The sequence below is a fragment of the Corallococcus sp. AB018 genome (assembly GCF_003986945.1).
Lineage (GTDB): Bacteria > Myxococcota > Myxococcia > Myxococcales > Myxococcaceae > Corallococcus > Corallococcus exiguus.
In genome coordinates this window covers 1-21430 of the sequence record NZ_RAWR01000189.1, presented here as the reverse complement: position 1 = coordinate 21430, position 21430 = coordinate 1, and the positions used below count along the sequence as shown (strand labels likewise).

The following is a 21430-nucleotide window of genomic DNA, read 5'->3' as shown; positions in this document are numbered from 1 at the left end:
CTCCCCCGACCGTCCCCCGGGCCGCGAGCCTCAGCCCCGTTTCGTCATGTCGAACAGCGCGCGGGCCTGCGGCCCCAGGAACCCGTCGAACCCTCCCGAGCGCTGGGCGATTTCAAAGTACGCATACGGCCATGCACGCGTGCCACCGCCCCGGAGCGTCAGGGGCAGCGGGGCCGCGTGCGTGGCCGTCTGTCGAAGTGAAGTGCCGGGCTCGCCCTCGATGTCCGCCTTCATGGGCACGCCCGCTTCGCGCATGCGCCGCTGCCACGCCTCCACGTCGTCCACCGCGCCGGTGAAGTGATTCACCTTGCGGCCGAAGGCCAGCAGCCACGCGCCGTACTGCGTCTCCTTCTCCAGCTCCAGCAGCGCGGCTTCCTCCGGAGGCGTCGGCGCCGTGAACCACGCGGCGAGCGACTCCACGTCCTCCGGCGGCGGTGGATCCACTGGCAGCGCGGCGAGCAGCTCGCGGGCGCGCGGCGACAGCTCCTCCTGCTTCAGCTCGGACAGGAAGACGCGCGGCAGTCCGTCCGGATGCGACAGGTAGATGGCGGACAGGTGCGCGTCCGGGAACGTGTACGCGCCGGCCGGCTTCCACCCGAACCGCTCGAACACACGAGCGAAGAGGGCGATGCCTCCCTCCGGCCGCGCGAGGGTGCGGAACGCGACGTGGTCGTTGCGGAAGTGTCCCCCGGACAGCGTCACGAAGGCGCGCGCGAAGGGGACTTCGGAGGCGTAGCGCTCCCACAGCAGGTCCAGCAGCCGCGAGGCGTCGGAAGCGGAGGTCGTCATGCCCGGCAGTGTACGCCGCGCTCCCCGCGCCTTTGAGCGTCATCCGCGAACTGTATTAACAAGCACAGGCCCGCTCAGGGCGGAAATGCTGAATACACGGAGACAGACGATGAACGCGATGAAGATGGGGTTGTTGGCCCTGGTGTCCGGCCTGCTGCTGGCGTGCGGAGGGGTCGTGGAGCCGGAGACCGCCGCGCCCGAGCTGGCGCGTCAGGAGAAGGCCCTGTGCGGTTCCTGCGGAGACTCCATCTGCGACCCCGGAACGGAGAACCCCTTCAACTGTCCGCAGGACTGTGGCTTCGGGCCCGTCTGCGGCGACTCCGTGTGTTGTGATGGGGAGACGCCATCCAGCTGTCCGCAGGACTGCCCCTACCTGTCTGACTTCTGCTACGTGAGCCCCATGGGGTTCGCGTCCGCGTCCTCCGCCGGCCTGTGCGCCGTCTGTGGTGACAGCATCTGCGACCCCAGCGCGGAGAATGTCTACAATTGCCCGCAGGACTGCGGCAGCCCCGATTACTGCGGTGACAGCGTGTGCAATCCCAACACGGAGAACTCCTACAACTGTCCGCAGGACTGCGGCAGCCCCGCCGGCTACTGCGGCGATTACACCTGCGACCCCAGCACGGAGAATGCCTTCAACTGCCCGCAGGATTGTGGCTTCGGGCCCGTCTGCGGCGACAGCGTGTGCTGCGACGGGGAGACGCCGTCCAGCTGCCCGCAGGACTGCCCCTACCTGTCTGACTTCTGCTACGTGTCGCCGGGCCACTGAGCCCGTGAGGACGCGCGGGTGGCTTCAGCGCAGCTCCACCGCGAGCCCGCCGAAGGTCATGGCCTCCAGGTGACCGTTGTCTCCGGAGTGCGTCATCGGCGCCTCCGCGAGCCCCACCGCCACCAGCGAGTCCCCGTCCGCGTCCACGCCCAGCAGGTGGAAATGGCGGCCCTGTCCCTCGGGGCCGGGCCGCCGCGTGCGCACCGTCTGGCCATCGGTGGACGCGAGCGCGAGCAGCGGGCCCGCACCGCGCGAGATGCTCATCCCTCCGTCCCACCGGTCCCAACCGGAGGCGCCCACGGCGACGAGCCCCGCGTCCGTCCAGCGCAGCGCGGAGAAGTGGTCCGCGCGGCCCGTGTCCACGCGGTGCTCGAAGCGCAGCGCGCCCGAGTCCAGCGACAGCACGCCCAGGTAGCCGTCATAGGGCGTCATCCGGTCCTCCACGCCCGGCGCGGACGGGTACCAGGCGATGGTGCCATCCGTGCCCTCCGTCACCACGGTGCCCGCGAGCGCCACCTCTCCGTCGCGCACCGCCATGTCGAAGACGACGAACTCCGCTGCCCGGGTGGGGACGAAGACGTGCGTCCCGATGCGCGTCCCCACCGGCGTGAAGGCCGTCATGGCGAAGGGCTGCCGTTCGGTGTCCGAGGGCGTGGTGACGTCATCGCCGGAGCGGCAGTGCACGGAGGTGAAGTCATTGAACGTGCGGCTGGAGGCCAGGCAGCGGGAGCTGTTCCAGGTGCGCCCCACCACCAGCCGTCCGTCCGCGTCCACCGCGAGCAGCGGCCGGAGCGCGGCCTCGCGCCAGCGGAATTCGTCGTAGGCCCAGGCGGCCGGCTGGGTGAAGTGGCTCCCGTCGACGACGCGGGTCCACTGCTCGGTGTAGCGCCCGTCCTTCCACTGGAGCGTCATCACGCCCGACGCCTGCTCCCAGCTGGCAGGTTCGCCAGGGGGGACGGCCACGAGCGACAGGAAGGCCACGGCCAGGTCCTCGCCGCGGGCCTCCGTGCGCAGCCAGCCGTCGGTGAGGGCGTGGACATAGGCGGACTTCATGTGGAACGCGGGGGGAAGCAGGGTTCCCCCCAGGTCGGCTTCGGGCACCGTCCTGGGGATGGGCAGCCGCTCCCAGGACAACACCTTCCCCTCGGAGGACAGTCGCACCAGGTCGTACGTCGGCCCTGGCGCGATGGTGCGCTCGAGGCCCACGGTGACCTCCCCGGACGGGTGCACCGTGAAGTCACTCAAGTGGTCACGGGCCACCGCGTCGAACCGCCACAGGGGCGTGCCGTCCCGCGCGGACACGGTGAGCCGGCGGGTGTCCCGTCCTTCCGCGTCCTGCGTCGTCTCCAGCACGAAGGTGCGTCCAGCGGCCCGCCGCACCTTGAGCCCGCCGAAGTCCGCGCGCGGCCGCACCCGGGAGGACGGGGCGCCCTTCTCGAACGCCCGGATGAGCCCGGGCGCGGCGCAGTCAGCGCCCTCGCACGGAGCCGTGGGCCCGTCCGTCCCGTGACAGGCGGAGGCGCCCCATGACAGCAGCGCACCCAGCAGATACCGCGTCCGGCGGAGGTCCATGACTCGCATGCCCCATCATACGAAGGCACGCGGCCCGGCGGGTCGTGCCCGCCGGACCGGAGGCCTTCCCGCTACGGCACCGACACCGCCTGGAGCGCGGCGCGGCTGGGCTGCTCATCCCCCGTGACGCTCACCACGAGGCGCTGGAGGCAGCCCGCGAACTCCTGCTTCAGCGCGTCCGCCGTCACCGCCTGGAGGTGCGCGGGGCGCTGCGCCACCGACTCCACCGGGAAGCCCCGCACGCGCGCCTCGAGCAGCGCCTCCACCCACGCATCCGTGGAGATGAACGACACCCCCTGCCGCGCCAGCAACCGCGCGCGGGCATTCGCCAGGTCCTTTTCGGACACCTCCTTCGCGAACGCCGCCAGCGTCTCGCGCAGCGACGCCACGCCTTCGCTCATCCGCTGCGCATCCAGGCTGCCGCCCAGCAGGAGGTGCGCCGCGCCGCCCCGGCCAATCCAGGGCTCGGCGCCGAAGCCGTAGGACGCTCCCGTTCCGGAGCGCGTCCGTTCGTAGGCCTCCACCTCCAGCAGCTCCGCCATCAGCGCGTAGCGCGCCTCCAGCTCCGGCGTGGCCGTGGGCAGCCGGCAGGCCAGCTGCACCTGGCCCTGCGTGGCCCCGGGCCGCGCGGTGAAGAGCGTGTTCACCTTCGCGGACGCCGCGGGCAGCGCCGGCGCGGGCGGCACGGCCACCGGCTGCGGCTTGCCCCGGCTCCAGTCGCCCAGGTACTTGCGCACCATCGGCTCGACGTCCTTCACTTCGAACTCCCCCGCCACCACCACCGTCGTGTTGCCCGGGCGGTAGACGTCCTCCAGCCACTCCTGCGCCTCCGACCAGGACACCTTCGCCATCTGCGCGCCCGTGGCCTCGGTGGCGTAGGGGTGCGTGCCGTAGAGCGCCTGCATCAGGTTGCGGTGCGCCAGCACTTCCGGCCGCGTGTCCACCGCCTCACGCCAGGGCTGCACCTGCTCGCGCCAGTAGCGCACCACGGCCTCCGACGTGCGGGTGGTGGACAGGTCCTCCGCGAGCATCGCCAGCATGTTGCCCACGTTGCCCGCCGTGCCGGCCATGTCCACGCGCACGTGGTCCAGCGCCGTGCGGGTGGACTCGTGCAGGCCCCAGTCGCTCGGGCGGCCCTCGAAGTGCGACTCGCGGAAGGAGCCCCACTTCGCCAGGTCCGCCACGCCCGGCTTCACCCCGTGCGCCGTTCCGCCGCCCATCGCCGCGCCCACTCGCACCACCGGCAGGCCCGGCCGGGGCACCAGCAGCACCTCCATGCCGTTCTCCAGCTTCAGCACCTGCACGGGCGCCGTGGTGGCCGCCAGCATGGACGGCGTGACGCGCTCGCCGCCCTCCACCGCGGGCTCGCCCCCGGGCAGCTTCGCCAGCGTGGGGAGCGCCGTCGGCGTACCGCTCTCTCCCGGCCGCACGAGGATGGCGTGCGCCCGGTCGCGCTGGAGCCACTGGTACGCGAAGTCCGTCACCTTGCTCCCGCCCAGCCCCATCAGCGCCATCTGCGAGCGCGTGTACGAGCGCACGTCCGTGGTGAAGTGGGTGAGCAGCGCGCGGCTCCGGGTCCGCGCCAGCAGCCGCTCCGACTCCAGCACCATGTTCGTCACCACCTGGCGGCGCAGGGACTGGAAGTTGAACTCCTGGCCCAGCACGCCGCTGGCTTCAATCTCCCCGCTCCAGGTCTTGTGCACCTGGTCCAGGACCTTCTCCGCGCTGCGCTCCGGGTGGTCCCCGCGAGACAGGTGCACGCGCACGATGAGCAGCGACGCGCGGGTGCCGGGCACCAGCCCCGTGGAGATGCCCGCGATGTCGCCATCGCTGCGCACCGCCTCCCAGAGGTTGCTGTCCAGGCTGACGCCCACGAAGTCATGCAGGGCGCTGGCCTCGTCGAAGGAGCGCGGCAGCACCCAGGACAGGTACAGCTCCGGCGACGGCACCGCCGCCGCGTACACCGGCATCGTCTTGCTGACTGGAGCGACCGCGGGCTCCGGGCGCTTCGCGGGCAGGCGCGTGTCCAGGGCCAGCGGGGCGCCGGTGCCCACCCACGCGGGCGGCAGGTTCTGAAGGAGCGTGGCCTCCACCTCCGCCAGGTCCACGTCCCCGGAGATGACCAGGGTGACGTTGTCCGGGCGGTAGTGGGCGCGCGCGAAGCGGTGCGCGTCCGTCAGGGTGAGGGCGGACAGCGACTCGTGCGAACCCACCACGGGCCGCGCGTACGGGTCCCCCGCCGGGAACGACGCCGCGTGCACCCAGCTGAACACCTGGCCCACGTAGCCCGTCTCGTTGCGCTGGCGCAGCTCGTTGCGCACCACCTCGCGCTCCACCGCGAAGACCTCCGGGCTGACGTTGGAGAGCGGCGACGACAGCCGCTCCCCCTCCAGCTTCACCAGCGCGCCCAGCGACTCCTTGGGCGCGAGCTCTTCATACGCGGTGTAGTCCAGGCTGGTGGAGGCGTTGGAGTGCCCAGCGCCGGAGGCATTGAGCCGCGCCTGCACGGAGGGCCCGTTGGCGGGACGCGCGCGGAAGGCCAGGTGCTCCACCAGGTGCGCCAGTCCCTCCTTGCCGCCCGGATCGCTGGAGCCTCCCGCGCCCACCACCGCGACCACCGCCACCACGGGTGCGCGCGCATCGCGCTCCACCACCACGCGCAGGCCGGACGGCATGCGGAAGTCACGCAGGGGGAAGGACACGTCGCGCATGACGACCTGTCCTCGCGGAGGAAGCGTGGCGCAGCCTCCCAGGGTCAGGGACAGGGAGGTCAGCGCGGCCATGGCCAGGCGCGAGGCGCGGACGGAACCCGACAGGAAAGACATACGACTCCAGGCACGAACCCGGAGGCAGCCCACGAAGGGCCCACGGCCCCACGCCTCCCCCGGGCGGGAAATGAAAAATGTGGATGATGGAACGACCGGGGAGACAACGTCTGACCGGAGCGGACCGCGAAGGGCAAAGACAGACGGCGACAGCCTCATAGCATGCTCACCCGTGGCGCGTCATCTCACCCTCCCCGCAGGAAGGGGATGGCAGGAATTGCAGGGAGCCCGGGCTCCGCCAGGAGCACCGTCGAGGGCTTCGGGGTGGACATCCACCTGGTGGCGGACGCCCGGGTGAAGAACCGGACCGTGAGCCTCACGCCCCGGGAGGCGCGGCTGATGCCCACGGAGTCGTCGCTGGTGACGCGATGGGTGGGGAACATCGGCTCGGGGACCGGCTATCAGTCCCCGCCCGGTGTTCCGGTGGAGGGCTCGGTGACGCTGAAGGACGCGACGGCGTATGCCGCGCAAGGGCACCTCGTCTACTGCTACGCGGATGGCGGCGGGCTGACGTGCACCTTCGACGTGTTGAAAGATGGCGAGGAATGACGCGGTGGGACTGACATGAGAGGGAGAGACCTTGGTTAAAATGGGCGGATGCTCCGACCCCTGTCCCGCAGTGCATTGTCGCTGTTGGTGTGCGTCTCGACTGCTACCGCCTGCGATTCCGCTCCCCAAGGCGAATGCCGCGGCGCCTACGGCGCCCGGCGCGTCGCCTGGCCCCTGGCGAGCAACATGCTGAGGGTCGGGGAGCGCATCGGCGCAATCGGCGGGCCCAATGGCACGCAGCTCATCCTGTTCTACACGCCCGACGACGACTCCGGGCTCTCGAGCTTCGGCGTGGACATCTGGATGCCGGGGCTGCGTCCGGTGACGGAGGGGGGCTGGTCCGCGAAGCTCCTGCGGCAGGGGGACTCGCTGGTGGCCGAGGACACGTCGAAGGTGGGCGACTGGCTCCCGATCGCCTCCAACCTGGTGGGCTATCCCTCCGTCGCCGGCATCCCGACGGAGGCAACGCTGACACTGGAGCGGCGGGCCTACGCGGATGGGCAGGCCCAGGGCCGCTTCGTCTATCGCTACGAAGACGGCGGTGAGCTCACGTGCACCTTCAACATCATCCAGGACCCGCCCCAGGGCGAATGACGGAGACCAGGGCGCGCGGCCAGAAGGGGTAGGCTTGGAGCCATGGGCGTCCACGACTACCGATGCAGCGTCTGCGGTCCTCCCTCGTCGTTCGAGTGCGGTGAGAAGACCGGCAAGGAGTGCGAGGAGGAGGGCATCGGCAACGACGAAGCCATCCTGGACCTGTTCTTCTTCGCCGCCGATGAGGCGCCGGAGGACGCGGACGCCTTCGAGGAGGCCCGGGGCCGCGCCCGCCGCACGCAGACGAAGCCCTACGGCTACGACTGGGGCGAGTGGGAGTTCGTCCCCAGCCTCAACTACCGCGAGCTGCTCATGGACGACGATGACGCCACGGGCGTCTGGCGCATCGAGCCGTACGAAGAAGACAGGAGCGACGGCGGCCCCGTCTCGCTGGAGATTCCAGACGGCGAGCGCGTCTGGGTGGTCAATTACTGCCCTGTCTGCCATCCACTGTTCGCGGAAGGGAAGACGCCCGCGGACGAGCCCTGTCTGGAATACCTCCGGGCCGTCGCCGAGAACCTGGACCTGGACTTCGACGGCGTGAAGGGCAGCGCGGACAAGCCGGCCTTCATCGCCACCGTGCGGGAGCGCGTGGCCCGCAGGCGGCCCGTGGCCCGCTGACGCCTCAGCTGGCGGAGGCCCGCGCGTCGGTGACGCGGACGTCGTCCGGCAGGTTGGCGACCCAGGTGGTGACCTCTTCCAGGTGGAGCGTCTCCTCGCGCAGGACTTCGCGGAAGGCGTCCACCAGGTCGGGAGGTCCCAGCTCCTGGGCCAGGTCCACGAGCATCGCCCAGCCGGCGTTGTTGAGGATTTCGGCGATGAGGACCGCGCGCAGTGCGTCCGGGAGCGTGGCGCACGGGTCGTCCACGGCCCTCAGCAGTCCATGGGGCCGCGGATCCGCGCCGTCCCCTTGCGCCGTCAGCTGGGACGCGTCCACGCCGAGCCGGTAGATGCACTCGCGGATGAGGTTCAGGTGGTCCAGCTCCTGGTTGTGCAGCTCCACCAGCCGCTCCGGCGTGGGGCCTCCCGGGTAGCTGCCCAGGGCATGGGTCTTCACCAGCAGGCCCGCGTAGAGCCGTGAGCTGGTCCGCTCGAAGGCGAGCCGCTCCCGCAGCTGGGCGACGAAGAGCAGGGGCGTGGGCCCCTCCGCGGTCTGGAGTGCCTGGCCCACCAGCTCCCTGAAGTCCGGCGGCTGCAACTCGCCCAGGTGGCCCGCGATGCGCATGAGGTGCACCCGCAGGAACCGCACGGCGCTGCCCGAGGGGGGCAGGGCCGAATCCCGAGGCGGCTCCTCGCGGGCCACCTGCTCCAACTCCTCGGCGGTGAGCTGTGCCGCCGTGTGCTTCAGTCCCCAGTCTCCGCCTTCGCCAGATGACATCGCGCCCCTCCCGCCAGGGATGCCTTCCGGTGCGATGGCCACGGAAGGGGGGCAAACGTGGAAACGATGCGCCGGGTCCGCCATCGGCCCCGGGGGCTAGCGCACTGCCGTTGGGCCGGAAGCGAGGGACTCCCGCAGCCTCGCGATGTCACGCGAAGGTGGTGCACCGAACATCCTGCTGTACTCGCGGCTGAACTGGGACGGGCTCTCGTAGCCCACGGAGTGTCCGGCCATGGCCGCGTCCATGGCCTGGGCCAGCATCAGGCGGCGGGCCTCCTGGAGCCGCAGCTGCTTCTGGTACTGCAGCGGGCTCATCGCGGTGACGGACTTGAAGTGGTGGTGGAGCGTGGACGGGCTCATGTGGACGGTGCGCGCCAGCTGTTCGATGCGCAGCGGCGCGGCGTAGTGCTCCTTGAGCCAGTGGATGGCGCGGGTGACGGACTCGCGGCGGCTGTCCGCCATGGCGATGCGCCGCAGCCGTTCGGAGTTCTCGCCGGACAGCAGGCGGTAGAGGATTTCGCGGATGACGAGCGGCGCGAGCACGGGGATGTCGCGCGGCGTGTCCAACAGCCGCACCAGCCGCGCCGTCGCGTCCAGCAGCGGCGCGCCCACCGGACCCAGGGCCAGGCCTCGGACCATGTCCGTGGGGCCGGGCGCCTCCAGCGCCGCCTCCATCATCAGGCTGCCCAGCTGCCCGGGCTCCAGGTCCAACCGGAAGCAGAGGTAGGGCGCGTCGGGAGAGGCCTCCACCACCTGCCCCGTGACTGGCAGGTCCACGGACGCGACGAGGCACTGGTCCGGGCCATAGACATACAGCTCGTCGCCCAGGAGCACCTGCTTGCGGCCCCGCGCCACGATGCACAGCGCCGGCTCTTGCAGCGCGTGCAGGGGCGTGGAGGGCTGGGAGGCGCGGATGAGCACCATGCGGGGGATGGCGGTGGCGTGGATGCCGTCCGTGGGCGTGTGGCGCTCCAGGAGCGTCGCCAGCTCGGACAGGTGCGGGCTCAGGTCAGTCGGCATGCGCGTTCGTTCTAACTCCTGCCGGGGATGGGCGCTCGTGCAGGAATGGGCAAGAGTCCGCGAGCATCCGGATACCGCCGTCCCCACGCTCCTTGAGAGGGTGCAGTCATCCCCGGCGCCCTTCGTGCCGGGCCCAAAGAGCGAGGACGGAAGCGATGACGACGGACATGAAGGGCAAGGTGGTGGCCATCACCGGAGCGAGCAGCGGCATTGGCGAGGCGACGGCCCGCCTGCTCGCCAGTCAGGGGGCGAGGGTGGTGCTGGGCGCGCGCCGGACGGACCGGCTGGAGACGCTGACGGGCGAGCTGAGGTCGAAGGGCGGCGAGGCTCGTTACAAGGCGTTGGACGTGACGAAGCGCGAGGACGTGGAGGGCTTCGTGGCCTTCACGCTGAAGGAGTTCGGGCGGCTGGACGTGCTCATCAACAACGCGGGGGTGATGCCGCTGTCCAGGCTGGAGGAGCTGAAGCTGGACGAGTGGGACCGGATGATCGACGTGAACATCCGGGGCGTGCTGCACGGCATTGCCGCGGGGCTTCCGGTGATGAAGCGTCAGAAGGCGGGGCAGTTCATCAACCTGTCCTCCATTGGCGGGCACGCGGTGAGCCCGACGGCGGCGGTGTACTGCGCCACGAAGTTCGCGGTGATGGCCATCTCCGAAGGCCTGCGCCAGGAGGTGGGCGCGGACATCCGGGTGACGGTGATTTCGCCGGGAGTCACCACGTCGGAGCTGGCGGACAGCATCAGTGACCCGGCGTCGCGCGAGTACATGCGCGAGTTCCGCAAGGACGCCATTCCGGCGGACGCCATCGCCCGCGCCATCAGCTACGCCATCAGCCAGCCCGCGGACGTGGACGTGAGCGAAATCATCATCCGCCCCACGTCGAGTCCTTACTGAGAGTGAATGCGCAAGGGTTGTTTGGCGAAGCGCCAGCCATCGCATAGGGTGGGCATCCTCCAGAGGGGGAGCCCATTCAATGCCTGTCTTGAGACGTCCGCTGCCTGCCTTCATGCTCGGCGCCTGTCTTTTCGCGCTGAGCGCCTGTGACTCCAAGGACGATCCCGCGCCTGACGCGGGAGCCACCATCGACGCCGGGACCGATGCCGGGACCGAGCCGGACGCGGGTTCGGACGCCGGTTCGACGGAGCAACCGCCCGTCATCCCGGAGGGACACACGCTGCTGACGCCGTCGTTCACGGAGGTCCACTCCGTCCCGTGGGGCGATTGGGGCGTGCCGCTCCGGTTCGCCTTCCTCACCCAGGCCGGACACCACTACGACTTCATCATCGAAGCGGAGAACGACGGCCACTACTTGAGCCTGGCGGAAGGGACTTTCACGACGCTCGCGTATGAAGGCCTGCTCCCCCCCACCTCCTCCGTCATCACCCGGCATTGGTCGGGACTGAAGGGGAACGTCTTTCATACCGTGGAGGTGTCGCGGGTGGCCGAGGGTGCCCGTCGGCCCTTCACGTTCCGCTTCGTGGACATGGGGCCGGACGACCACGGCGACCTGCCCACCACGGCGACACCCTGGACGCCCTCGGAGCAGGTCCTGGTGGGCAAGGGGGAGCACTGGGGAGAACGGGACCTGCTCTCCTTCAAGACCGTGGCGGGCAAGGTCTACGCGCTCGACTGCACCTTCCCCACGCCGTACTGGGACCTGTCCATCATCAATGATAGCGGGCAGCGCTACGGCGTCGCGAACAACGACACAACCCTGCAGAACCATGCCGCCACGGCCTTCAAGTCTCCAGGGGGCGTCTTCTTCGCATCCATCAAGGACCAGCAGGACAACACCACCACCCAGCCGTATTCGTGCGTCCTGAAGGACATGGGGGCGGAGGACCACGGCGACACCGTGGAGACCGCCACCCGGCTCGGAGCGGGCACCTCGTCCGTGCAGGCGAAGATTGAAACCGTCACGGACACGGACGTCTTCTCCCTGAGCGTCCTGGCCGGTCACCACTACCGGGGGGCATGCACCATCGACGGCGACAAGGCCTGCGAGGTTCGCAATGCCAGACCGGGCGGCGAGTTCACCGGTCCGCCGGGTGACCGCACGAGGACGGCCTTCAAGACGTCCCAGACTTCGCACTTCGTGAGCGTGAACATCAGTCCCGCCGTGCCGGCGTATTGGGTGCAGGGTCACTACACGCTCCAGATCGAGGACCTGGGCGCGGATGACCACGGCGACACCCTGGCCACGGCGACGCCGCTGACAGGGCCAACGCAGACCGTGTCCGTTCGCATCCCGGACCCGGTGGACCACGACGTCCTTTCCTTCCAGGGCACGGCCGGTCAGCGCTACCAGTTCAGCTGTGATTGGAAGGAAACCCCGGGGCAGGTGCAGCTGTACGCGGACGTCAGCCTGGGCCTGGGCACCTGGGTGCAGTCCACCCGGGAACATGTAGGCCAACGCTGGGTGCAGAGCATCAATGCACCCACGTCCGGGACCTACAACATCGACCTGTGGACGGACTCCACGGCCACGCTCGGGGACTCCAGCTGCCAGTTCGAAGTCCTGGCCCCCGAATGAACCCACGCCGCGGTCCCGGGCAGGAAACCCGGGACCGCGGCGCTCGCATCACATGTTGCGCCGGTACTGGCCGCCCACCTCGTACAGCGCGCGGGACAGCTGGCCCAGCGTGCACACCTTGCAGGCGTCCATCAGCGCGCCGAACACGTTGCCGTTGTCCAGGGCCGCGCGGCGCACCGCCTCCAGCGCCGCGGGCGCCGTCTTCGCGTTGCGCTTCCAGAAGGCGTCACGCGCGGTGATGGCGTAGTCCTTCTCCTCCTTCGTCGCGCGGATGACTTCCGGCGGCGTCACCGTGGGGGAACCCTTCGGATCCAGGAAGGTGTTCACCCCGATGATGGGCAGCGTCCCGTCGTGCTTCTGCATCTCGTAGTAGAGCGACTCCTCTTGAATCTTGGAGCGCTGGTACATGCGCTCCATCGCGCCCAGCACGCCGCCGCGCTCGGAGATGGCGCGGAACTCGTTGAGCACCGCCGCCTCCACCAGGTCCGTCAGCTCCTCGATGATGAACGAGCCCTGGTTGGGGTTCTCGTTCTTCGACAGGCCGAACTCCTTGTTGATGACCAGCTGGATGGCCAGCGCGCGCCGCACGCTCTCCTCCGTGGGCGTGGTGATGGCCTCGTCGTAGGCGTTCGTGTGCAACGAATTGCAGTTGTCGTTGAGCGCCAGCAACGCCTGCAACGTGGTGCGGATGTCGTTGAAGGCAATCTCCTGCGCGTGCAGGGAACGGCCGGACGTCTGGATGTGATACTTCAGCTTCTGCGACCGGTCGTTGCCGCCGTACTTGTCCCGGATGGCCTTGGCCCAGATGCGGCGGGCCACGCGCCCCAGCACCGCGTATTCGGGGTCCATGCCGTTGGAGAAGAAGAACGACAGGTTGGGCGCGAAGTCGTCGATGTTCATCCCGCGCGACAGGTAGTACTCGACGAAGGTGAAGCCGTTCGCCAGCGTGAAGGCCAGCTGGGAGATGGGGTTCGCCCCGGCCTCCGCGATGTGGTACCCGGAAATCGACACCGAGTAGAAGTTCCGCACCTTCTGGTCGATGAAGTACTGCTGGATGTCGCCCATCACGCGCAGGGCGAACTCCGTGGAGAAGATGCAGGTGTTCTGCGCCTGGTCCTCCTTGAGGATGTCCGCCTGCACCGTGCCGCGCACCGCCTGGAGCGTGGACGCGCGGATCTTCGCGTAGACGTCCGCGGGCAGCACTTCGTCACCGGACACGCCCAGCAGCAGCAGGCCCAGGCCGTCGTTGCCCTGGGGCAGTTCGCCCTGGTAGCGCGGACGCGGCAGGCCGCGCTCCTTGTAGAGCGCTTCAATCTTCTTCTCGACCTCCTCCACCTTGCCGTTGGCGCGGATCCACTTCTCGCACTGCTGATCCACCGCGGCGTTGAGGAAGAAGCCCAGCAGCATGGGCGCCGGGCCGTTGATGGTCATGGACACGGACGTGGACGGGTCCGCCAGGTCGAAGCCGGAGTAGAGCTTCTTCGCGTCGTCCACGTTCGCGATGGACACGCCCGAGTTGCCCACCTTGCCGTAGATGTCCGGCCGGTGGTCCGGGTCCTCGCCGTACAGCGTCACCGAGTCGAACGCCGTGGACAGGCGCTTCGCCGGCAGGCCGCGTGACACGTAGTGGAAGCGCTTGTTGGTGCGCTCCGGGCCGCCCTCGCCCGCGAACATGCGCGCCGGGTCCTCGCCCTCGCGCTTGAGCGGGAAGACGCCCGCGGTGAACGGGAAGGCGCCCGGCGCGTTCTCCCGCAGCAGCCACGTCAGGATGTCGCCCCAATCCTCATACTTCGGCAGGGCAATCTTGGGCACGCGCAGGTGCGACAGCGTCTCGCTGATGAGGTCCAGCTCAATGACCTTGTCGCGCACCTGGAACTGGTACTTGGACGCCGCGTAGCGCTTCTTCGTCGCGGGCCACTCGGCCAGCAGGCGCCGGCAGTCCGCGTGCAGGCGGCTCTCCAGGTCCTGGTACAGCGCCACCAGGTCGCCCAGGTACGCGGGCTCGCCCTCCACGCGCTCCGTCACCTGCACCACGTCCGTGGCGTCCTTCGGCTCGACGATTTCGAGCTTCTTCTTCCCCACGTTCTGGCGCAGGGCCTGGATGGTGCCGTGCAGCTGGTACATGCGCCGGGCGATGGCGGCCTGGGCGCGCACGAAGCCGTCGTAGTCCTCGCAGGCGTCGACGATTTCGGCCAGGTAGCGCGTGCGCTCCGGGGGGATGATCCACTTCTTCTCGCTCATGCCGGGCGAGAGCTGGAAGCGGCTGTCCAGCGTCGCGCCCGTCTTCTTCACCAGCGCGTCGATGAGGGCCCGGTAGAGCGTGTTCATGCCCGGGTCGTTGAACTGCGACGCGATGGTGCCGTACACGGGCACCGCGTCCTCGGCCAGGGTGAAGGCGTTGTGGTTGCGCTTCCACTGCTTGCGCACGTCGCGCAGCGCGTCCAGCGACCCGCGCTTGTCGAACTTGTTGATGGCGATGACGTCCGCGAAGTCGAGCATGTCGATCTTCTCGAGCTGCGTCGCCGCGCCGTACTCGGCCGTCATCACGTAGAGCGCCACGTCCGAGTGCTCGGTGATTTCGGTGTCCGACTGACCGATGCCGGAGGTCTCCACCACGATGAGGTCGAAGCCCGCCGCCTTGCAGACTTCAATCGAATGGGCGACGTGCCGGGACAGGGCCAGGTTGCTCTGCCGGGTGGCCATCGAGCGCATGTAGACGCGCGGGTTGTCGATGGCGTTCATGCGGATGCGGTCGCCCAGCAGCGCGCCGCCGGACTTGCGCTTGGACGGATCCACGGAGAGCACCGCGAGCGTCTTGTCCGGGAAGTCCGCCAGGAAGCGGCGCACCAGCTCGTCCACCAGGCTGGACTTGCCGGCGCCGCCCGTGCCGGTGATGCCCAGCACGGGCACCCGGGGCGCGTTCGTGCCGGCGGTCTTCAGTGCGGTGCGCAGCTCTTCGCCCGCGTCCGCGAAGTTCTCCGCGATGGTGATGAGCGACGCGATGCGCTCCGGCTCGCGGGGCAGCGGGTCCTTGAGCAGGCCCTTGAAGTCGGACGGGCGCTTCTCGAAGTCACATTGGGAGATGAGGTCGTCGATCATCCCCTGCAGGCCCATGGCGCGGCCGTCGTCCGGGGAATAGATGCGCGCGACGCCGTACTTGTGCAGCTCGTCGATTTCCGTGGGGAGGATGGTGCCGCCGCCGCCGCCGAACACCTTGATGTTCGCGCCGCGCTCGCGCAGCAGGTCGATCATGTACTTGAAGTACTCGACGTGGCCGCCCTGGTAGGACGTGAGGGCGATGCCCTGGGCGTCCTCCTGGATGGCGCAGTCCACGATTTCAGCCACGGACCGGTTGTGGCCCAGGTGGATGATCTCCGCGCCGGAGGACTGCATCAGGCGGCGCATCACGTTGATGGCCGCGTCGTGTCCGTCGAAGAGGCTGGCGGCCGTGACGATGCGGACGTGGTGCTGGGGCCGGTACGGCTGGGGAGCGGTGGTCGGTTGGGGGTGTCGCACGGGCGTACACTAGGAGTGCAGTGCAGGCCCGGCAAGCGATTGAGACAGGCGTTGGCCGTTGGACGACGCGCCTTGTCAGGCCTGCGATTGCGGCAGGAATGCCCCCAGCACACGCAGTGCGGCGGAGGTGGGCGTCGCGCGGCCTTCGCGTACGGCCTGCTCCAGGACCGGCACCAGGGCGGCCACCTCGGGGTGCGCCCGCAGGGCTGCTCGCAGGCCGTCGTTCACCATGGCCCACATCCAGCCCACCTGCTGCTGGGTACGCCGGTGTGAAAGCTCGCCGGAGGCAACGCGCTTCGCGACGACGTCCTCCACGGAGGCCCACAGCGTGTCGATGCCGGTGCCCTCCATGGCGCTGCACGTGGTGACCACCGGCTCCGCGCCGGGGCGCATCAGGTGCAGGGCGGCGCGGTACTCCGCGCGGGCCCGAGTGGCGCGTGGCAGGTTGTCGCCGTCCGCCTTGTTGATGGCCACCATGTCCGCGACTTCGAGGATGCCGCGCTTGATGCCCTGCAGTTCGTCACCGGCGCCCGCGAGCATCAGCACCAGGTAGAAGTCCACCAGGTCCGCGACCACCGTCTCGGACTGGCCCACGCCCACGGTCTCCACCAGCACCACGTCGAAGCCCGCGGCCTCGCAGAGCAGCAGCGTCTCCCGCGTCTTGCGCGCGACGCCGCCCAGCGTGCCGCTGGAGGGGCTGGGGCGGATGTACGCGGCCATTTCACGAGCCAGCCGGTACATGCGCGTCTTGTCGCCCAGGATGCTGCCGCCCGTGATGCTGCTGGACGGGTCGATGGCGAGCACCGCCACCTTCTTGCCGCTGCCCACCAGGTGCATGCCCAGCGCGTCGATGAAGGTGCTCTTGCCCACGCCCGGCACGCCGCTGATGCCCACGCGGCGGCTCTTGCCGGTGTAGGGCAGCAGCTTCGTCAGCACCTCCTGCGCGAGCGCGGCGTGCTTCGGGTGCTCGCTCTCCACCAGCGTGATGGCGCGCGCGAGCACCGCCCTGTCGCCCGCGCGCACGCCGTCCACGTAGGTGTCCGCGGGCAGCAGCTTCACGCCGCCTCCTGCTCGGCGGCCAGCTTGTCGAGCAGCTCGATGGCGGCCTTCGAGATGACGGTGCCCGGGCCGAAGATGGCGGCGGCGCCCGCGGCGCGAAGCGCGTCGTAGTCCTGCGGCGGGATGACGCCGCCCACCACGACCATGATGTCCTCGCGGCCCAGGGCCTTGAGGGCGTGCTTGAGCTGCGGCACCAGCGTGAGGTGACCCGCGGCGAGCGACGACGCGCCCACCACGTGCACGTCGTTCTCCACCGCCTGGCGCGCGGATTCTTCCGGCGTCTGGAACAGCGGGCCAATGTCCACGTCGAAGCCCAGGTCCGCGAACGCGGTGGCGATGACCTTCTGCCCGCGGTCGTGGCCGTCCTGGCCCATCTTCGCGATGAGGATGCGCGGCCGGCGGCCGAAGCGCGCCAGGAAGTCATCCGCCTTCGCCCGCGCCTCCGCGATGCCCTGCGCCTGTCCGGCTTCCGCTGAATACACGCCCGTCACCCCACGCACGGTGGCCTCGTAGCGCCCGAAGACCTTCTCCAGGGCGTCGCTGATTTCGCCCACGGTGGCCTTCGCCCGAGCCGCGTCGATGGCCAGCGCCAGCAGGTTGCCCTCGTTGCGGCGGCCCGCTTCGGTGAGCGCGTCCAGGCGGCGGCGGACGTCTTCCGCGTTGCGCTCCGCGCGCAGCTCGCGCAGGCGGGCAATCTGCGCCTCGCGCACGGCGGAGTTGTCCACCTTGAGGATTTCAATGTTGTCCGCGCGCTCCGGCGGGTACTTGTTCACGCCGATGATGGCCTGGCGTCCGGAGTCGATGCGCGCCTGCGTGCGCGCGGCGGCCTCTTCGATGCGCAGCTTGGGCAGGCCCGCGTCGATGGCCTTGGTCATGCCGCCCAGCGCCTCCACCTCCTGGATGTGGGCCCAGGCCTTCTGGGCCAGCTCGTGGGTGAGGCGCTCCACGTAGTAGCTGCCGCCCCACGGGTCGATGACGCGCGTGGTGCCGCTCTCCAACTGGAGATAGAGCTGGGTGTTGCGGGCGATGCGCGCGCTGAAGTCCGTGGGCAGCGCGATGGCCTCGTCCAGCGAGTTGGTGTGCAGGCTCTGGGTGTGGCCCTGCGTCGCGGCCATGGCCTCCACGCAGGTGCGCACGACGTTGTTGTAGACGTCCTGCGCGGTGAGGCTCCAGCCGGACGTCTGGCAATGGGTGCGCAGCGCCAGGCTCTTGTCGCTCTTGGGGTTGAAGCCCTTGATGAGGCGGGCCCAGAGGAGGCGGGCCGCGCGCATCTTGGCCACCTCCATGAAGAAGTTCATCCCGATGGCCCAGAAGAACGACAGGCGCGGGGCGAACGCGTCCACGCCCAGGCCGGCGGCGAGGCCCGCGCGCACGTACTCCACGCCGTCCGCGAGCGTGTAGCCCAGCTCCAGGTCCTGCGTCGCTCCGGCTTCCTGCATGTGGTAGCCGCTGATGCTGATGCTGTTGAAGCGCGGCATCCGCTCCGCCGTGAACTTGAAGATGTCCCCGATGATTCGCATCGAGGGACCGGGCGGATAGATGTACGTGTTGCGGACCATGAACTCCTTGAGGATGTCGTTCTGGATGGTCCCGCTGAGCTGCTCGGGCTTCACGCCCTGTTCCTCGGCCGCGACCACGTAGAGCGCGAGCACGGGGAGGACGGCGCCGTTCATCGTCATCGACACGCTCATCTGGTCGAGCGGGATGCGGTCGAACAGGATGCGCATGTCCTTGATGGAGTCGATGGCGACGCCCGCCATGCCCACGTCACCCGCGACGCGCGGGTGGTCGCTGTCGTAGCCCCGGTGCGTGGCCAGGTCGAACGCGATGGACAGGCCCTTCTGCCCGGCCGCGAGGTTGCGGCGGTAGAAGGCGTTGGACGCCTCCGCCGTGGAGAAGCCCGCGTACTGGCGCACCGTCCACGGCTGCTGCACGTACATGGTGGAGTAGGGGCCGCGCACGAACGGAGGCAGGCCCGGCAGCGAGCCCAGGTGCGCCACGCCCTCCAGGTCCTCGCGGGTGTAGAGCGGCTTCACCGGGATGCCCTCGGGCGTGTCCCAGCGTTCGGCGGTGGCCGTGGCCTGGCTCGCGTGCGCGCGCTGCTGCTCCAGCACGGGCGCGGGCGTCTGGGTTTCAGGGGCGTCGAAGGCGACGCGGGAGAAGTCCGGAACGGTGGGGCGCATCAGGCCACTCCCAGTTGCGTGTGCAGCGTCTTCAGGAGCTGGAACAGGTCCGCTCCCGCGTAGAGGAAGAGGTCCACGCCAGCCGCGCGGAAGGCGGCCTCGTGGTCGCCAGGGCGGCCCGCGACGGCGACCGTGCGGGCGCCCTTCGCCTTGAGGGCCGCGACATAGGTGGGCAGGGCTTCCGGGTAGAGGGCATCCGGGCCGGAGATGACGGCGAGCGTCGTGCCCGCCTTCGCGAACAGCTCCGCGGCGGCGTTCACGTCCGCGAAGCCGTGGTGCTCGTCGGCCTCGATGCCGCCCACGGCGAGCACGTTGGCGATCCACGTGGAGCGCGCGGTGTGCTCCGCCACGGTGCCCAGGTTCGCCATGAAGGCGCGAGGACGGACGCCGTGCGCCGCGTGGTAGCGGTCGCTCGCGTCGCGCAGGGACTCGAAGGCCTCGGACACGCGCACCGGGACAGGCGGCGCGATGATGCCTTCACCCTGCACGGGCATGGCGGCGCGGGCCTCGCGCTGCACGGGGGCTTCGTGGAGGTGGGGGAACTCGCTGACGCCCACGATGGGGAGCTTGCGCGTGCGCACGGCCTTGTCGCGCGCGGTGCGCGTCTCCGTGAGGACGCGGGCCACGTCGCCCTGCGCGATGGCGCGGGAGATGCCGCCCAGCGCTTCAATGCGTTGCAGCTCCGTCCAGGCCGCGCGGGCCAGCTCTCCGGTGAGCTGCTCCAGGTAGTAGCTGCCGCCCGCGGGGTCCGCGACGCGATTGAGGCTGGACTCGTCGCGCAGGATGAGCTGCGTGTTGCGCGCGAGGCGCCGGCCCTGTTCGTCGGGCGTGCCCAGGGGCTCGTCGAAGGGAGCGGTGCTCACACTGTCCGCGCCCGCGACGATGGCGGCGAAGGACTCCGCGGTGCCGCGCAGGATGTTCACCCACGGGTCGCGCCGCGTCTTGGTGGCGCTGGCCGTGCGCGCGTGCAGCGCCATGGCCTGCGACTCCGACGCGCCGCCCGAAGCGGCGACGACCTTGGACCAGAGCAGCCGCGCCGCGCGCAGCTTGGCGATCTCCGGGAAGAACTGGCCGCCCACGGACAGGGCGAACTGCATGGACCTCGCGGCCTCGCTCGGGGACACGCCCGCGCGCTCCAGCTCGCGCAGGTACTCCACGCCAGTGGCGATGCTCCACGCGAGCTCATGCATGGATGTGGCGCCCGCGTCCGCCCAGGGGCACGACGACACGAGCAGCGCACGCAGGCCCGGAGCGTCCTTGAGCAGCGACGTGATGATCGGCGCGGCCTCCGCCAGAGTGCGGGCCACGTCCACCTTCGCGGCGCCGTGTCGCGCGAGCGCCGCGATGGGGTCGATTCCCAGGCTGCCGCGCAGGGCCTGCTTCGCGGCGCCGGCCTTCTTCGCCAGCACCTCCAGGAGCAGGGACGCGGGCCGCAGCACGTCCGCGGTCGGCTCCAGGTGCACCGGCGTGCGGTCCAGCGGCACGTGCGCGAGCAGCCGCGCCAGCGTGGCCTCGTCCTTCACGTCCAGGCCGTGGGGCGCGTCCAGCAGCAGCCAGACTCCCTGCGTGCCGCGCTCCAGGTCGTCGCGGAGCGCGTCGGCGGTCGTGGCGACGTCCGGGCCCGCGTACTCCTGGCACAGGAGCCATCCACCCTCGGTGTGGCCCAGGGGTTGGGTGCCGCGCACGTAGGGTGCGACGCCGGGCGGTTCGGAGGGCGCCGGGGCGTCCTGGGGCGTGTAGAGGGGCTGGAGGGACAGGCCGCCCTCCAGGGGCGACTGGAGCACCGTGAAGGGCTTGCCCTTGAGGTCCTTGTCCACCAGCCGGCGCCACTCCTCGACGGAAGGGGGCGGGAAGTCCGCTGCGGTAAGAGGCACGTCAGCCATGCCCCTCCCATAGGCGCATTGCCCTACCCGGGGCAATGGAAGGCTGGCGGGGCCTGCGTGCGGGCGTCCGCCCCGTGACCCCGGACGGACGCGCCGTGTCATGCGACGTGTGCCTACCAGGTTGGCCCGGTCACGTCCCTTCCTCAGCGGGAGGTGCCGTCGGCCGGAGGAGGGGGCGTGTCCCAGCCGCCGCCCAGGGCCTTGATGAGCCCCACCGCGGACACCATCCGCTGCCCCGCGATGCCCGCCAGCTTCTGCTCGGCGGAGTAGAGCGTGGCCTGCGCGGTGACGACCTCCAGGTACGTCACGGTGCCGGCCTTGTACTGGTTCATCACCACCTCTAGCGACTGCCGCGCGTAGCCGACCGCCTCCTGTTGAATCCCTGCCTCCTGCTCCAGCACCCGCAGCGACACGAGCTGGTCCTCCACGTCCTGGAACGCGGCGAGCACCGTCTGCCGGTAGTCCGCGACGCCCTGGGCGTAGAAGGCGCGCGCCTCCTCCGTCTGCGCCTCGCGGAGGCCGCCGTCGAAGAGGGTCGCCACCAGCTGCGGCCCCAGGGCCCACACCAGGTGGGGCGCCGTGAACCATTGGGCCAGCGTGGCGCTGGTGAAGCCGCCGGACGCGAACAGGTTCAGGGAGGGGAACCACGCGGAGATGGCGACGCCAATCTGTTCGTTGGCGGCGGCGGCCCGGCGTTCGGCCGCGGCGATGTCCGGCCGGCGCTCCAGGAGCGAGGAGGGGAGCTCCGAGGGCAGGGG

The 21430-nt window shown here is 70.1% G+C and carries 16 protein-coding genes; 6 read left to right on the top strand and 10 right to left on the bottom strand.

Annotated features, from left to right (window positions below; all coding sequences use genetic code 11):
- Nucleotides 1-30 precede the first annotated feature (30 nt).
- Complete coding sequence (locus D7Y11_RS32050) at nucleotides 31-789, bottom strand: DUF1338 domain-containing protein (protein WP_126935584.1); 759 nt, start codon at nucleotides 787-789, stop codon at nucleotides 31-33.
- A 109-nt stretch (nucleotides 790-898) separates the two neighbouring features.
- Between D7Y11_RS32050 and D7Y11_RS32045 the strand changes: the two genes are divergently transcribed.
- Nucleotides 899-1558, top strand: coding sequence for a hypothetical protein (locus D7Y11_RS32045; RefSeq protein WP_126935583.1), 660 nt, complete (start codon nucleotides 899-901; stop codon nucleotides 1556-1558).
- Nucleotides 1559-1582: 24 nt separating this feature from the next.
- Here the strand turns inward: D7Y11_RS32045 and D7Y11_RS32040 are convergent, their stop codons facing one another.
- Together D7Y11_RS32040 and D7Y11_RS32035 are read right to left on the bottom strand one after the other, a co-directional pair.
- On the bottom strand, nucleotides 1583-3139 hold the full coding sequence (locus tag D7Y11_RS32040) for a hypothetical protein (RefSeq protein ID WP_126935582.1): 1557 nt from the start codon (nucleotides 3137-3139) through the stop codon (nucleotides 1583-1585).
- A gap of 62 nt (nucleotides 3140-3201) precedes the next feature.
- Nucleotides 3202-5955, bottom strand: a complete 2754-nt coding sequence (locus D7Y11_RS32035) for a pitrilysin family protein (RefSeq protein ID WP_120574440.1) — start codon at nucleotides 5953-5955, stop codon at nucleotides 3202-3204.
- A gap of 207 nt (nucleotides 5956-6162) precedes the next feature.
- Here D7Y11_RS32035 and D7Y11_RS32030 point away from each other — a divergent pair, with 207 nt between their 5' ends.
- From D7Y11_RS32030 to D7Y11_RS32020, 3 genes are all read left to right on the top strand, one after another.
- The gene (locus tag D7Y11_RS32030; protein ID WP_126935581.1) at nucleotides 6163-6504 is read left to right on the top strand and encodes a hypothetical protein; all 342 of its coding nucleotides are present in this window, start codon (nucleotides 6163-6165) and stop codon (nucleotides 6502-6504) included.
- Between the two features lie 186 nt (nucleotides 6505-6690).
- Nucleotides 6691-7098 (top strand): hypothetical protein, encoded by a 408-nt coding sequence (locus D7Y11_RS32025; protein WP_120574442.1) that lies wholly within the window; start codon nucleotides 6691-6693, stop codon nucleotides 7096-7098.
- Nucleotides 7099-7140: 42 nt separating this feature from the next.
- Nucleotides 7141-7719, top strand: a complete 579-nt coding sequence (locus D7Y11_RS32020; RefSeq protein WP_120574443.1) for a hypothetical protein — start codon at nucleotides 7141-7143, stop codon at nucleotides 7717-7719.
- 4 nt (nucleotides 7720-7723) lie between these two features.
- On the opposite strand, the gene D7Y11_RS32015 is transcribed toward D7Y11_RS32020, so the two are convergent.
- Nucleotides 7724-8476, bottom strand: a complete 753-nt coding sequence (locus tag D7Y11_RS32015) for a ferritin-like domain-containing protein (protein ID WP_121753155.1) — start codon at nucleotides 8474-8476, stop codon at nucleotides 7724-7726.
- Between the two features lie 96 nt (nucleotides 8477-8572).
- Nucleotides 8573-9496, bottom strand: a complete 924-nt coding sequence (locus D7Y11_RS32010) for an AraC family transcriptional regulator (RefSeq protein ID WP_126935580.1) — start codon at nucleotides 9494-9496, stop codon at nucleotides 8573-8575.
- A gap of 155 nt (nucleotides 9497-9651) precedes the next feature.
- Here D7Y11_RS32010 and D7Y11_RS32005 point away from each other — a divergent pair, with 155 nt between their 5' ends.
- Nucleotides 9652-10392, top strand: coding sequence for an SDR family oxidoreductase (locus D7Y11_RS32005; protein WP_121753157.1), 741 nt, complete (start codon nucleotides 9652-9654; stop codon nucleotides 10390-10392).
- 79 nt (nucleotides 10393-10471) lie between these two features.
- Nucleotides 10472-12031 carry a hypothetical protein gene (locus D7Y11_RS32000; protein ID WP_126935579.1) on the top strand — a complete coding sequence of 520 codons (1560 nt, stop codon included), beginning with the start codon at nucleotides 10472-10474 and terminating at the stop codon, nucleotides 12029-12031.
- Between the two features lie 48 nt (nucleotides 12032-12079).
- Here D7Y11_RS32000 and D7Y11_RS31995 read toward each other — a convergent pair whose 3' ends face one another.
- The 5 genes from D7Y11_RS31995 to D7Y11_RS31975 all read right to left on the bottom strand — a co-directional run.
- On the bottom strand, nucleotides 12080-15547 hold the full coding sequence (locus tag D7Y11_RS31995) for a methylmalonyl-CoA mutase family protein (RefSeq protein WP_120574448.1): 3468 nt from the start codon (nucleotides 15545-15547) through the stop codon (nucleotides 12080-12082).
- A 75-nt stretch (nucleotides 15548-15622) separates the two neighbouring features.
- On the bottom strand, nucleotides 15623-16606 hold the full coding sequence (meaB, locus tag D7Y11_RS31990; RefSeq protein ID WP_126935578.1) for a methylmalonyl Co-A mutase-associated GTPase MeaB: 984 nt from the start codon (nucleotides 16604-16606) through the stop codon (nucleotides 15623-15625).
- A complete protein-coding gene (gene scpA / locus D7Y11_RS31985) occupies nucleotides 16603-18789 on the bottom strand; it encodes a methylmalonyl-CoA mutase (protein ID WP_120574450.1) in 2187 nt (728 codons plus the stop codon). The genes meaB and scpA overlap by 4 nt, the downstream gene beginning before the upstream one ends.
- Complete coding sequence (locus D7Y11_RS31980; protein ID WP_126935577.1) at nucleotides 18789-20672, bottom strand: methylmalonyl-CoA mutase family protein; 1884 nt, start codon at nucleotides 20670-20672, stop codon at nucleotides 18789-18791. Before D7Y11_RS31980 ends, scpA begins: the two co-directional genes overlap by 1 nt.
- Nucleotides 20673-20815: 143 nt before the next feature.
- The coding region (locus D7Y11_RS31975) for an efflux transporter outer membrane subunit (protein WP_126935576.1) at nucleotides 20816-21430 on the bottom strand (615 nt) is incomplete at its 5' end.